Source organism: Limnobacter litoralis, assembly GCF_030160455.1.
Taxonomy (GTDB): Bacteria; Pseudomonadota; Gammaproteobacteria; order Burkholderiales; family Burkholderiaceae_B; genus Limnobacter; species Limnobacter litoralis.
On record NZ_BSOJ01000002.1, the window covers coordinates 16,829 to 30,711 of the forward strand.

Sequence of the window (13,883 nt, forward strand, 5' to 3'; positions counted from 1 at the left end):
CATCATGCCAATTATTAAAGTATTGCCCCATGAACAGCTTTGCCCGCAAGGCAAAGAATTTGAAGTAGCCGCAGGTGCACAGCTGTGCAAGGCACTGCTGGACAACCACATCGAAATTGAGCACGCCTGCGAAATGAGCTGCGCCTGCACAACCTGCCACGTGGTCGTGAAGGAAGGTTTTTCAAGCCTGAACGAAAGCGACGACGACGAGGATGATCTGCTGGACATGGCTTGGGGTTTGACGCCGCAATCGCGACTGTCTTGCCAGGTGAAGGTGGCCGACAAAAACCTGACCATCGAACTGCCGAAGTACACCATCAACCACGCCCGCGAAAACCACTGAGCCAGGAGCCACTGCGATGAAATGGACCGACACGCTGGACATTGCGATTGAATTGTCAGAAACCCACGCCGACGTAGACCCCCGCTACATCCGGTTTACAGACCTTCACGCCTGGGTAATGGCCTTGCCCGGCTTTGATGACGAACCCAACAAATCCAGCGAAAAAATTCTGGAAGCCATTCAAATGGCATGGATCGACGAAATGAACTGAGCCCTGTGGCTCAAACACCCTCAGGGCACCAGGGCCGTTTCATCCCATGTGCCCGTTTGCCTATTCAAGGCAAAGCCCACACGCTGGTGCCCTTCCCTGTCCAGCTTTAGCCAATCCATGTGTTCAGCCTGAAACTCCAGCACGGTGAAGTGCTGGCGGGCCAGGCTGAAGTCGTGCACCACCCCTGCGCCAGTGGCTGCACCCGGCGCGCTCAAGGTTGCGTAATCCTTTCTTGCATAGTCAGGTATGCGCTGCCAGTGCGCGTTCACAATGGTGTCATCGGTCAGGGGATACGCTTTGCCAGTCAGCCGCAATTGCTCATTGCTTCTGGGGTTCCAGAACAGCAGCGCAACAGCCTGTGTATGCTGAAGGTGGCTCATTTTCTGACTGCGTGAGTCGGTGTAAAAAACAAGCCGCTTGTGTTCAACATCGGCGCCGCGCAGAATGACTGAACGCGCAGCGGGCCCTTCGGCGCTGGCTGTGCAAAAGCTGACCACACGCCAGGGATGCTTTTTGTCCACGGTGGCGCGCAGCAGTGTCTGCCAGATTTCAACGGCATGATTCATGCTTTGCTCCCTTCAAAAGCCCGTTTTTCAACGATGTACCTATTTTCCGGGATAAAAAAGTGTCTATTCATGTTGCCTTACGCCACATTACGCGTTACCACTACGACAGACTGATCAACCTGGGCCCCCAAGTGGTGCGTCTGCGCCCTGCACCGCATTGTCGCACGCGAATTTTGAGTTACAGCATGCAGGTGTTGCCCGCCGGGCATTTCGTCAATTGGCAGCAAGACCCGCAAAGCAACCACTTGGCTCGCCTGGTGTTTCCCGAGCGAACCACCTCCCTTGAAATCGCGGTGGAGTTGGTGGCTGAAATGTCGGTATTGAACCCTTTCGACTTCTTTCTGGAAGAAAGCGCTGAAGAATTTCCGTTCAAGTACGACCAGTCGCTGGACCAGGAATTGGCGCCCTATTTCAAGCGATGCAAAACGGGCAAGGCCTTTGAGAAATACGTCAAAGGCATATCGCTTGAGAAGACACGCACCATTGATTTTCTGGTGGGGCTGAACCAGCGAATATTCAATGACATCCGTTATTTGATCCGTATGGAACCGGGGGTGCAAACCCCCGATGAAACACTGACCAACGCCTCCGGCTCCTGCCGCGACAGCGCCTGGCTGATGGTGCAAGTGCTTCGGGAAATTGGCCTGGCTGCGCGGTTTGTGTCGGGCTACCTGATCCAGCTGACCAGCGATGTGAAGGCCATTGACGGCCCCAGCGGCCCTGAAGCCGACTTCACGGACTTGCACGCTTGGTGCGAAGTGTATCTGCCCGGTGCTGGCTGGATAGGACTAGACCCCACCTCCGGCCTGCTGGCCGGTGAAGGACACATTCCACTGGCCTGCAGCCCCGAGCCTGGCAGCGCAGCACCCATCACCGGCGCGCTGGATGAGTGCGAGGTGAGCTTCGAACATGACATGCAGGTGACCAGGGTGTATGAATCGCCCCGAACCAGCAAACCTTACACAGACACGCAGTGGCAGCGAATCGCTCAATTGGGCTTTGAGGTGGACAAGATCCTTCAAAGCCATGACATTCGCCTGACCATGGGTGGCGAGCCCACCTTCGTGGCCGATGGCGACCGGGGCGGGGCTGAATGGAACACCGATGCATTGGGCCCCACCAAGCGCGCCTTCGGCGTCAGCCTGCTTCAACGGCTGGCCCGGCACTACGGTGCAGGTGGGCTGTTTCATTTTGGACAGGGCAAGTGGTACCCCGGCGAACAATTGCCACGCTGGGCACTGACAATGGTGTGGCGCAAAGACGGCAAACCCGTCTGGCACAGCGCAGACTTGCTGGACGACGAACGCAGCCCCCGTGAGATCGGCTTTGCCCAGGGCCAGCGATTCATTGAACACTTGGCTGTTGAACTGGGGGTGACCACGCTGACCATTCAACCCGGCTATGAAGACGCTTGGCACTACCTGCTGAAAGAAAGAAACCTGCCCGTCAATGTGGACCCTTTTGACAGCAAACTGGCCGACCCCATTGAACGGGCCCGCTTGCGCAAGGTGTTCACGGACGGACTGGACAAAACCGTGGGCCACTGCCTGCCACTGGCCTACTCCGACATTGGCTGGAAGACCAGCCACTGGCCCTTGCGTGACAAACGCCTGTATCTGATTCCGGGTGACTCACCCATGGGTTACCGGCTGCCCTTGGCCTCGCTGCCTTGGCTAGACCCCCGGCAGGCAGAGGTTGAGCATCAGGTAGACCCCCTTTCACCGGTGATGCAAAGCCCCATTGTGGTCGCACAAGGCCCACGCACAAGCCAGGCGGTTGACCCTGCACCCAAGCCGGTAAACCTGGTTCGAACTGCACTGTGTGTGCAGGTTCGCAATGGGCACCTGTACGTCTTCATGCCCCCTTTGACCACCATCGACGCTTACTTTGAACTCGTCAGCGCCGTGGAACGGACCGCAGCAGAATTGGGGCAACCCGTGATTCTGGAAGGCTACCCACCGCCCCGTGACACCCGGGTCAACCTGTTGCAAATCACGCCCGACCCTGGCGTGCTGGAAGTGAACATTCAGCCTTGCAACAACTGGGGGGAATTGCTGGAACTGACTGAAACCCTGTACGAAGAAGCAAGGCTGACCCGGTTGTCCACCGAGAAATTCATGCTGGACGGGCGCCACAGTGGAACGGGTGGCGGCAACCATTTTGTGCTGGGTGGTGCAACCCCGGCGGACAGCCCGTTTTTGCGCCGGCCCGATTTGTTGGCCAGCTTGCTGAGGTACTGGCACAACCACCCCGGTTTGTCCTATCTGTTTTCAGGCCTGTTTATTGGACCCACCAGCCAGGCCCCGCGTGTGGACGAAGCCCGCAGCGACCAAGTGCATGAGCTTGAGCTGGCTTTGAGCGAACTGGACCGGCAAATTGCAAAACACAAGGGCCATGTGCCCCTGTGGATGGTGGATCGCGTGCTGCGCAACATCCTGGTGGATGTGACCGGCAACACCCACCGCAGTGAATTTTGCATCGACAAACTGTACAACCCGGACTCGACCACAGGCCGACTGGGGCTGCTGGAATTGCGCGCATTCGAGATGCCGCCCAACGCCCGAATGAGTTTGACGCAGCAATTGCTGTTGCGTGCACTGGTGGCCAAATTCTGGCAAACCCCCTACAAAGCCAAACTGGTCAAATGGGGCAACCGGCTTCACGATCAATTCATGCTGTCCAGCTTTGTAGCCAATGACCTTGAAGAAGTGGTGGATGACCTGAATGCGTCTGGCATTGCGTTCGACATGGAATGGCTTGCGCCGCATTTTGCCTTCCGCTTTCCGAAGCTGGGCGACTACGCAATCAATGGCATAGAACTCGACCTGCACGCGGCACTGGAGCCCTGGCATGTGCTGGGCGAAGAAGGCACCGCAGGTGGCACCGTGCGTTACGTTGACTCGTCAGTAGAGCGGCTGGAAGTGAAGTTGCGCAATTACGTCAGCGAACGCTATGTGCTGACCTGCAACGGTGTTGCGGTTCCGCTGCATCACACCGGGCGTGAGGGTGAATTTGTGGCGGGTGTGCGCTACCGGGCCTGGCAGCCACCCAGTGCGCTGCACCCCACCATTGAAGTGGATTCCCCTTTGCATTTCGACATTTACGACACCTGGAACCGACGCAGTCTAGGTGGATGTACCTACCATGTTGCACACCCCGGCGGCCGAAATTACGATATATTTCCGGTCAATGCATTCGAAGCTGAAAGCCGCCGTTTGGCGCGGTTTTTCCGCATGGGCCACAAGCAGGGGCAATTTGATTTTGCACCCGCCAAAACCCGCGACGAGTTTCCGATGACGCTTGATTTAAGGTGGGTGTAAACAATTTGAGTGCGAATCCGCAACCCGAGGCAAAGCAGGATCAGGGTGTGCTGTGGCAACAGGCCATTATTCAGGGCACCAATGCCTATTACAGTGAGCTGAGCAACGGGCTGGAACTGCGGCCCGACTGGCTGGATTTTTTCAGCCATTTGCCACGCACTGGCAGTGCAGAAACCCTGCACGCCAAAACGGCAGCACTGGCCAAGCAGATTCGCGACAATGGCATTACCTACAATGTGTACGCCGATCAGGAACAGGGTGCCGCGCGCCCGTGGTCACTCGATCTGCTGCCCTTCATCATCAATGACACCGAATGGTCCGTGTTGTCGGCAGGCATTGCACAGCGCGCGCGCCTGCTGAACCAGTTGATGGAAGACGCCTATGGCGAAAAAACCATGCTGGCCAAGGGCTTGCTGCCCGCCGACCTGTTGTTTGGTCACCCCGGGTTTTTAAGCCAGATGCACGGCACAAAGCCCGCAGGCAATGTGTGGCTTCACCTCGTTGCATTTGACCTTGGCCGTGGCCCGGATGGGCGCTGGTGGGTCATCAGCAACCGCATTCAAGCCCCCTCGGGCCTGGGTTATGCCCTTGAGAACCGCCTGAGTATTTCACGCAGCTTCACACGGGCCTTTCGTGAAATGCAGGTGCAGCACCTGGCGCGGTTTTACAAAACCTACATCTCGTCTTTGCAGCAGTTGTCGCCCAAAGGCGAGAACACACGCATCGCACTGCTGACACCCGGCCCGCACAACGAAACCTACTTCGAGCACACCTATCTGGCCAAATACCTGGGTATTTCGCTGGTGGAAGCGTCAGACCTGGTCTGCCGCCAAAACATGCTCTACCTCAAGACCGTCAACGGGCTTGAGCAGGTGGACTGCCTGATCCGCCGCACCGACGACCAGTGGCTGGATCCCCTTGAACTGCGTGAAGACTCGCACTTGGGTGTGCCCGGTTTGCTGCAAGCCCTGCGAAACGGTGGCGTGGTGTTGGCCAACATGCCCGGGGGCGGCTGGCTGGAAAGCCCGGCACTGCACGGCTTTTTACCGGGTTTGGCAGAACACTTCACCGGCGAAGACCTGATACTGCCCAGCGTGCCCAGCTGGTGGTGTGGTGAAAGCCCCGCTTGGGCGCAGGCCAGCGAACGGCTGGAGCACTTGGTGATCAAGTCCACAGGGCCGGATCGTCAGGGCCGGGTCATGGAAACGCTGATGGGGTCTGAGCTGGATGAGGCGACCAAACGCAAGTGGCTGTCCCGCATCAGCCACAAGCCCTCGAAATACACGCTGCAAGAGTTGATTCCCTTGTCGCGCGTGCCCATTTGGACTGGCAACGGCCTGCAGGAACGCGCCATGATGCTGCGCCTGTTCGCGGTGACCGACGGACAAGGCAATTACACCGTCATGCCGGGCGGACTGACCCGGGTGGCCGGGGGCGTGCACGGCGTGGTGTCCATGCAGAAAGGCGGCAGCAGCCTTGACACCTGGGTGAGAAGCCCGGAGGCTGTAGACCGGACGACCAACTTGCGGGGCAACCTGCAAGCCAAAGACCTGCATGCGCTGAGACGCCCAGTGTCAAGCCGCGCGGCAGAACACCTGTTCTGGCTGGGCCGCTACACAGAACGCGCCAGCTTTTCGCTGCGCTTGTTGCAACAGGCGCGCAACCTGTTGAATGACGAAGATTACCTGGACACAACCACCCTGTCTTTCTTGCATGAGATGTGTAGCAAGCAGGGCTTGTCGGAAGAATACGACCTGACAAGCCCACTGAGCCAGGACATGCTTGAAGCCGACCTGTTGGAGCGCCTTTGGTATGAAAACGGGCCAGACGCAGAACCCGCAAAAGGGCTGGCCTCTCAGTTGAACTCGCTGGCGATTGTGGCGGGTCAATTGCGAGACCGCTTGTCCAGCGGACACTGGCGTTTGCTGACAGACTCTGCCAAGCTGTTGAACATGACCCTGAACCCGGCAAACACCAAGACCTTTCCGGTTGAAACGCTGGAGCAACTGCAGTTGTACCTGATGGCCATGCATGGCGAGCAGTCTGACCACATGACGCGCGACCATGGTTGGCGCTTTCTGCAGCTTGGCCGACAAATCGAGCGGCTGGTGGGCGCCTGTGAATGCCTGTTGAGCATGACTGCAGTGCCCGGGCGCGCCAACGAACCAGGGCTGGCCCTCAGCATCGCGCTGGCAGACAGCACCATCACTTACCGATCCAGATACCAGCACCGTTTTGAATGGCTGCCGGCGCTGGATCTGCTGATTTTTGACGAGGACGCACCCTACTCCGTGAAACGCATTCTGTACAAGATTGACATCGTTCTGGACAGACTGCCGGGCGACTCCGCCCCGGCAAGAAAGTTGTTTGAAAACGTTTACGGCAATGGCCGACTGCCCAACGGACTCTCTCTGGAAGGTCTTCAACCACCGTTTCCCGTCGAGACCAGCAAGGCCTTGAGAAGCTGGCTTCAAGGTTTGCTGGACATGTCCGCAAGCCTGTCCGATCTGATTGGCGCACAATATTTCAGGCTGGCAGAACTGCCTGACCAGGTCATTCAGGGCCGCTGATGAACCACGACAGCAGCCAGATTCGGGAAGTCAGCCACGAGACCCGATACGAATACGACAGCCCGGCGGAGTGTTCGCAACAGATTTGCATCCTGCAGCCGCAGGAGGGGCCGACAATGGCCCAAGGGCTTCTGCGAAAGGGCCAACGTCTGCTGGACTACAAGTTGCAGATTCAGCCCAACCCGTCAATGGTGCAAACCAGTTGTGACAGCTTTGGCAATGTGGTGCATCACTTTGAAATGAACTACCCGCACGACAGCCTGTCCGTCATGTCGCGCAGTCAAGTTGAAGTGTCACCCATGCTGTACAACGGGCCTTTGGACGACCTTGCCTCACCGTCCTGGTTTGCCTTGTCTCAAAGCATGAATTACCTGGCCGGGCAAGCTGCGGCGCTGGAAAGCCAGTTCCGCTTTGAATCGCGCCACGTGCCCATCCTGAACGCCCTGCGAGACTACAGCATGCTCGACTTCTGGCCCGACAGGCCAGTGGTGCAGGCGGCTTATGCGCTGATGCAGCGCATTCACCGTGAATTCACCTACGAAAGCGGTTCAACATCGATTGACACCCCCATTCTGACCGTGATGGACACCCGCAAAGGCGTTTGCCAAGACTTCGCCCATGTCATGTTGGGCGTGCTGCGGGCCATTGGACTTAGCGCGCGATACGTCAGCGGTTACATGCTGACCGACCCGCCACCCGGCCAACCCAAGTTAATGGGTGCAGACGCCAGTCACGCTTGGGTGTCGTTGTGGTGCGGCGCTGAAATTGGCTGGGTCGACTTTGACCCCACCAACAACCAATTGCCCGACACGCGATATGTGACCGTGGCTGTTGGGCGGGACTACGCCGATGTGCCGCCGATTCGGGGAGTGGTGCATGGGGGTGGTACGGCGAAGCTCAGTGTGGCGGTGACGGTTTTCTGACAGAACAGCATGCCTTGTGCGAGCAGAACGGCAGACCAACTCCCCCTCGTGACAGGCAGTCTGCTAACGAATGGCAGACCAACTCCCCCTTGTGACAAGCAGTCTGCTAACGAACGGCAGACCAACTCCCCCTTGTGACAAGCAGTCTGCTAACGAACGGCAGACCAACTCCCACTCGTGACAAGCAGTCTGCTAACGAACGGCAGACCAACTCCCACTCGTGACGGGCAATCTGTTTCTCACAAACTGAGCCTCGCGATCGCTGGGGCCGACCCTCCAAAAAAGAAGTCGGGCTCGCCCCCTTTTCGCGCCTGCTCGGCACGTTTGTGCAGATTGCCCTGACCGTCACTGCGGGGGAATTGATCCGCCGTTCTGCCGTTCTGCTGGTCTGCTGGTCTGCTGGTCTGCTGGTCTGCCGCCACATGATGCATTCGAAGCGCATCTGCTCAGTGCGAACTTCAAGCACCCCGAAGGTTTGACGGTCGGGCTGAAGAATGGCCACGCCAGTGGCGCCGGTGCACGCTTGTTTGAGCCCCTCAAGGGCGAGTTGCGTGACCGGTTTCTTCGGGCGACCGGCAACCTTTACCACAGGGTGCCGTTCGCGGTGCGCAGGTGGGCTTTGAATGTGATGAAAGCTGCGGATCGTGTTTGAATAAGCCTGCTCGGCACGTTTGTGCAGATTGCCCTGACTGTCACCGCGGGGGAATTGATCCGCCGTTCTGCTGGTCTGCCGCCACATGATGCATTCAATGTCCATCTGCTCAGTGCGAACAGCACCCTGAAGGCTTGACGGTCAGGCTGAAGAATGGCCACGCCAGTGGCCCCGGTTCACGCTTGTTTGAGCCCCACAGGAGCGAGTTGCGTGACCGGTTTCTTCAGGCGACCGGCAACCTTTACCACGGGGTGCTGTTCGCGGTGAGCAGGTGGGCTTTGAATGACCTAAATCAGTCTTCCCGACGCAAATGCGGAAACAGAATCACATCCCGAATGTTGGGACTGTCAGTGATCAGCATCATCAATCGGTCAATGCCAATGCCGCATCCACCCGTCGGGGGCATGCCGTATTCCAGGGCGCGAATGTAGTCGGCGTCGTAGAACATGGCTTCGTCGTCGCCTGCTTCTTTGGCTTCAACCTGCTTTTTGAAGCGATCGGATTGATCTTCGGGGTCATTCAATTCCGAGAAGCCGTTGGCAATCTCGCGGCCGGTCACAAACAATTCGAATCGTTCGGTGATCTCGGCATTCGCATCGGATGCGCGCGCCAGTGGTGACACTTCGACCGGATAATCCACGATGAAGGTGGGTTCCCACAGCAGGCTTTCGGCGGTTTCTTCAAACAGGGCCAGTTGCAGTGCGCCAATGCCCGCGTTTTTCAAGGCGGGCTCTTTGTCGGTGTTCACGCCTTTTTTCAGCAAGGCGGCTTTCAATGCGGCCTTGTCGTTCAACTGTTCAGTGGTGTACTCGGGGAAGTACTTTTGAATGGCCTGAACAATGGTCAAACGGGCGAACGGCTTTGACAAGTCCAGTTCACGCCCCTGATAGGTCAACACGGCGGTTCCACGGGCTTCAATGGCGGCGTGCTGAATGACCTTTTCGGTGAAGTCCATGAGGTCGCGGTAATCCCAGTAGGCCGCGTAAAACTCCATCATGGTGAACTCGGGGTTGTGCCTTGGGCTAACGCCTTCGTTGCGGAAGTTTCGGTTGATCTCGAACACACGCTCAAAGCCGCCGACCACCAAGCGCTTCAGGTAAAGCTCTGGCGCAATGCGCATGTACATTTCCATGTCGAGCGCGTTGTGGTGGGTAATAAATGGCTTGGCCGATGCACCACCGGGAATGGGGTGCAACATGGGTGTTTCCACTTCCAGAAAACCGTGCTGCGTCATGAAGTTGCGAATGGACGACATGGCGCGTGAACGGGCCACGAAGGTGTTGCGCGTTTCTTCCGTGACGATGAGGTCAACGTAACGCTGACGGTATTTGATTTCCTGATCGGCCAGGCCGTGAAATTTGTCGGGCAAGGGGCGCAGGCTTTTGGCCAGCAGGTGAATTTCGGTGCAGTGCACGCTGAGCTCACCCTTGTTGGTTTTGAACAGCTTGCCCTTGGCGGCGATGATGTCGCCCAGGTCCCAGTGCTTGAATTCACCATGGGCGGCCTCGCCCACACCGTCGTTGTTGATGTAGAACTGAATGCGGCCGGTGCCGTCTTGCACGGTGGCAAAACTGGCCTTGCCCATCACGCGCTTCAGCATCATGCGGCCAGACACACTGACTTCAATGCCTTGAGGGTCGAGTTCTTCTTTGGACAAATTGCCATAGTGGGCGTGCAGATCAGCCGCCTTGTTGGCGGGCTTGAAGCCGTTGGGGAAGGCCTGGCCTTTCTCGCGCAGCTTGGCCAGCTTGCCGCGGCGCTCAGCGATGATCTGGTTTTCGTCCAGAATGGGTTCTTCAGCCTGCGTGGGGTTGGTTTTGTCGTTCATGAAAATGTCCGGTTTAAATGCCTTGCTTCAGGCTGGCAGAAATAAAGGGGTCAAGGTCGCCGTCAAGCACACGCTGCGTGTTGGAAATTTCAACACCGGTGCGCAGGTCTTTGATGCGGCTGTTGTCGAGCACGTAACTGCGAATTTGATGACCCCAGCCCACGTCGGTTTTGGTGTCTTCAAGGGCCTGTTGCTCGGCCATGCGCTTGCGCATCTCGAACTCATACAGGCGCGACTTCAGCATTTGCCAGGCTTCGTCGCGGTTGCGGTGCTGTGAACGGTCGTTCTGACACTGCACCACAATGCCGGTTGGAATGTGGGTCAGCCGAACCGCAGAATCGGTTTTGTTGATGTGCTGACCACCCGCACCGCTGGCGCGGTAGGTGTCGGTTCGCACGTCGGCCGGGTTGATGTCGATCTCGAAGGAATCGTCCACCTCGGGGTAAACAAACAACGATGCAAACGAGGTGTGGCGTCCACCAGAAGAGTCAAACGGCGACTTGCGCACCAAGCGGTGCACGCCGGTTTCAGTGCGCAGGTAACCAAAGGCGTACTCACCTTCGACCTTGATGGTGGCTGATTTGATGCCTGCCACGTCGCCGTCAGACTGCTCCATGATTTCAACCTTGAAGCCCTTGCGTTCGCAGTAACGCAGGTATTGGCGAAGCAACATGGACGCCCAGTCTTGCGCTTCCGTGCCGCCTGCACCGGCGGTGATGTCAATGAAGCAGTTGCTGGGGTCGGCCGGGTTGGAGAACATGCGGCGGAATTCGAGGTCTTCAATGACCGCTTTGTAAGACTGCGAATCGCCCTCGATGGCCACCAGCGTGTCTTCATCGCCTTCCGAGCTGGCCATTTCAAGCAGCTCAATGGCGTCGTTCAAATTGGCCTGCACGGTGTTGACCGTGACCACCACACCTTCAAGTGATTTCTTCTCGCGACCCAGCTCTTGGGCGTGTTTGGGGTCGTTCCAGACGTCGGGCGACTCTAGCTCGGCATCGACCACAACGAGCCGTTCGGCCTTGCGATCGACGTCAAAGATACCTCCGTAGCTCGCCGCCCCTGTCTTTCAGGTCGGTCAGCAAGTTGATGAGGGCGTTTAAACGTTCAGCTTCCATGTTTGGGTCTTTGCAGTGCAGGTCAACAGATAACCTTCAATTGTATCGCAAAAAGCCGTTGAATCCTTGGCGCTTTTATTGCTGAAACTGCAACAGCTGGGTATTCTTGCCTTACCCTTCTTCAAGAAAAGGACTTATCCGTGAAGCACCTTCGTTTAGCTGCCCTGCTGTTGCCCTTGGCCAGCCTTTCCATCGCCCAAGCGGGCACCATCGCAAAAGGCAACCCGCTGGTCGGCATTTGGCGTGTTGATGTTCCGGGTTATCAATGCAGCGAAACCTATGTGGTGCGCGACGACGGCACGCTGAAGGTCAGCAGCGGTGACGAAATTTCCGAATCAGACCTCAGCATTTCAGACAAACCCAGCGCGAGCGGGTTTTACCGCTGGGAAGACAACCTGGTGAAAGACAACGGCAAGAAAGACTGCACGGGCGAGATCATGCAGGTGGGCACACGCTCGGTGACCTTTATTTACATGAAAGACACGGGCGACCAGTTCATGATGTGCCGCGAAGAAAACCTGAACGCCTGTGTGGGGCCGTTTGTGAGAATTGCCGACGAAAATACTTAACCCCCAAACGGGGCATCACCAATCTTAGAGATTCCCGAGGCAGCATCCTTACCCAAAAATGTTAAGTAATTTTTTGCATTACCAACAGGAAGTAAGCATGCTTAACACCCTTCGCGCCAAAATTGGATTCGGATTCACAGTCGTCAGTGCCCTCGGGCTTGTCATCGGTGCTCTTGGCCTAGGCAGTGCCAAAACAATCAAAGAAACCGGTTACATGAATGAACACACCTTGCAGGTACTGAAAGATGTGGGACAAATTCGCGAATCCATGATCAACATGGAAACTGGCGAACGAGGTTTTCTGATCACAGGAAAAGACGAATTTCTAGAACCGTTTATGACGGGGAAAGCCAACATTGAAGGTCAGTTTCAGCAGGTTAAGCAATTAACCGCCGACAATCCTGCACAAACCAGCCGGTTGGATGCGCTACACAATGAGTACATCAACTGGCTAAACAATTCTCTCTCAAAAACCATTGAAGCCCGACGCAGTCTGAACCAGCAGGCCATAACGCAAGAACAGTTTCTAGAGCAATACTCGGCTTTGTCCGGCAAGCCTATGATGGACAAGATGCGTGGCATCATGCAAGACATTGAAAAAGAGGAGTCGGGATTACTGGATGTGCGACGCAAAGCAAGTGCAAGTTCTTATGATCAAGCAATTTGGGGTGTGGGACTTGCGCTTGGTTTGCTGTTGATAGTATCTATTGTTGCAACCATCACGCTGGTACGTTCAATTGGTAACAAATTGAGCCTGGCTAACAGACACATCTCTGAAATTGCAAAAGGCAATCTGAGCAGCGATATCCAAAGTGCCAACAAAGACGAGGTGGATCTGCTCTTGACCGAGATGGCCAAAGCACAAAGAAACCTGCGAGAACTGATTGAAAAAATCCAAAAATCTGCCATGGAGCTGAGCGTGAGCGCCTCTCAGGTCAAGGAATCTTCAACTTCTATGGCAGGAGCAAGTTCTGAACAGGCCGACGCAACTGCGTCGATGGCGGCTGCGGTGGAAGAACTGACCGTCAGCATTTCCCAGATTTCCGAAAACTCCAATGAAGCGACCGCCACAGCAGCGGTAGCCAAAGAATCTGCAGATCAAGGCATGGAAACTCTCAGCGGTGTTGTAAGCAACATTCAGCGAATTGCAGAATCGGTGAAATCAAGTGCACATGCTGTACAAACGCTGGAGAAGCAATCCACTGCGATTTCCGACATCGTGTCCACAATCACTGAAATTGCCGACCGCACGAACTTGCTTGCCTTGAATGCAGCGATAGAAGCGGCCCGAGCCGGCGAACAAGGCCGTGGTTTTGCGGTAGTCGCCGACGAAGTTCGAAAACTAGCCGAACAGACCAAGGGCTCGACAGACCGCATTTCAAAGATGGTGTTCGACATTCTCGACATCACGAAAGGTGCCGTGAACTCAATGGATGAGAGCGTGCAGATGGTCCAGCAGGGCATTGAGCAGGCGGATGTCGTGAATTCAACTATTTTAAAAATCAAGCAGGAGTCTGATCGTGTTTCAGAGGCGATTGCAGCGATCGCAATTTCCATGAAAGAACAATCCAACGTCAGTGTCGAGATCAGCCGCAATGTCGAAAGAGTTGCACAAATGACCGAAGAAAATACGGCTGCTGCGCAACAGAATACTCAAGTGGCCATGCACTTAACAACAGTATCAGAATCACTGATTCATTCTGTGAAAGCGTTCAATTGAAGACATAAAAAGCAGCATGGCCACGCAGATGGACAAAAAGGCGGGTACAAACCCCTGCCAGCC

General features: G+C 56.3%; 10 protein-coding genes. 7 read left to right on the plus strand and 3 right to left on the minus strand.

Annotated features, from left to right (window positions below; translation table 11 throughout):
- Positions 1-4 precede the first annotated feature (4 nt).
- Positions 5-343, plus strand: a complete 339-nt coding sequence (fdx, locus tag QQJ87_RS00640; protein ID WP_284279336.1) for an ISC system 2Fe-2S type ferredoxin — start codon at positions 5-7, stop codon at positions 341-343.
- 16 nt (positions 344-359) lie between these two features.
- A complete protein-coding gene (iscX, locus tag QQJ87_RS00645) occupies positions 360-554 on the plus strand; it encodes a Fe-S cluster assembly protein IscX (RefSeq protein WP_284279337.1) in 195 nt (64 codons plus the stop codon).
- 20 nt (positions 555-574) lie between these two features.
- On the opposite strand, the gene QQJ87_RS00650 is transcribed toward iscX, so the two are convergent.
- Positions 575-1,120 carry a pyridoxamine 5'-phosphate oxidase family protein gene (locus QQJ87_RS00650; RefSeq protein ID WP_284279338.1) on the minus strand — a complete coding sequence of 182 codons (546 nt, stop codon included), beginning with the start codon at positions 1,118-1,120 and terminating at the stop codon, positions 575-577.
- A 59-nt stretch (positions 1,121-1,179) separates the two neighbouring features.
- Between QQJ87_RS00650 and QQJ87_RS00655 the strand changes: the two genes are divergently transcribed.
- From QQJ87_RS00655 to QQJ87_RS00665, 3 genes are read left to right on the plus strand one after another with little or no spacing between them, the layout of a single operon-like run.
- A complete protein-coding gene (locus QQJ87_RS00655; RefSeq protein WP_284279339.1) occupies positions 1,180-4,440 on the plus strand; it encodes a transglutaminase family protein in 3,261 nt (1,086 codons plus the stop codon).
- A 5-nt stretch (positions 4,441-4,445) separates the two neighbouring features.
- The gene (locus QQJ87_RS00660; protein ID WP_284279340.1) at positions 4,446-7,010 is read left to right on the plus strand and encodes a circularly permuted type 2 ATP-grasp protein; all 2,565 of its coding nucleotides are present in this window, start codon (positions 4,446-4,448) and stop codon (positions 7,008-7,010) included.
- Positions 7,010-7,933 (plus strand): transglutaminase family protein, encoded by a 924-nt coding sequence (locus tag QQJ87_RS00665; RefSeq protein WP_284279341.1) that lies wholly within the window; start codon positions 7,010-7,012, stop codon positions 7,931-7,933. Before QQJ87_RS00660 ends, QQJ87_RS00665 begins: the two co-directional genes overlap by 1 nt.
- Positions 7,934-8,877: 944 nt before the next feature.
- On the opposite strand, the gene lysS is transcribed toward QQJ87_RS00665, so the two are convergent.
- A complete protein-coding gene (lysS, locus tag QQJ87_RS00670; protein ID WP_284279342.1) occupies positions 8,878-10,413 on the minus strand; it encodes a lysine--tRNA ligase in 1,536 nt (511 codons plus the stop codon).
- A 13-nt stretch (positions 10,414-10,426) separates the two neighbouring features.
- Positions 10,427-11,531, minus strand: a protein-coding gene (gene prfB, locus QQJ87_RS00675; RefSeq protein ID WP_284279344.1) for a peptide chain release factor 2 whose coding sequence is annotated in 2 segments (ribosomal slippage) — positions 10,427-11,458 and positions 11,460-11,531 — 1,104 coding nt in all. Because the reading frame shifts where the segments join, the coding sequence is not laid out codon by codon here.
- A gap of 140 nt (positions 11,532-11,671) precedes the next feature.
- Between prfB and QQJ87_RS00680 the strand changes: the two genes are divergently transcribed.
- Both QQJ87_RS00680 and QQJ87_RS00685 read left to right on the plus strand, forming a co-directional pair.
- A complete protein-coding gene (locus tag QQJ87_RS00680; RefSeq protein ID WP_284279345.1) occupies positions 11,672-12,100 on the plus strand; it encodes a hypothetical protein in 429 nt (142 codons plus the stop codon).
- A 97-nt stretch (positions 12,101-12,197) separates the two neighbouring features.
- Positions 12,198-13,820, plus strand: coding sequence for a methyl-accepting chemotaxis protein (locus QQJ87_RS00685; RefSeq protein ID WP_284279346.1), 1,623 nt, complete (start codon positions 12,198-12,200; stop codon positions 13,818-13,820).
- Positions 13,821-13,883 lie beyond the last annotated feature (63 nt).

Excerpts from the sequence above, each read along its gene's own strand:
- fdx (WP_284279336.1), top strand. The coding sequence starts at position 5 with ATGCCAATTATTAAAGTATTGCCCCATGAACAGCTTTGCCCGCAAGGC.
- iscX (WP_284279337.1), top strand. The coding sequence starts at position 360 with ATGAAATGGACCGACACGCTGGACATTGCGATTGAATTGTCAGAAACC.
- QQJ87_RS00650 (WP_284279338.1), bottom strand. The coding sequence starts at position 1,120 with ATGAATCATGCCGTTGAAATCTGGCAGACACTGCTGCGCGCCACCGTG.
- QQJ87_RS00665 (WP_284279341.1), top strand. The coding sequence starts at position 7,010 with ATGAACCACGACAGCAGCCAGATTCGGGAAGTCAGCCACGAGACCCGA.
- lysS (WP_284279342.1), bottom strand. The coding sequence starts at position 10,413 with ATGAACGACAAAACCAACCCCACGCAGGCTGAAGAACCCATTCTGGAC.
- QQJ87_RS00685 (WP_284279346.1), top strand. The coding sequence starts at position 12,198 with ATGCTTAACACCCTTCGCGCCAAAATTGGATTCGGATTCACAGTCGTC.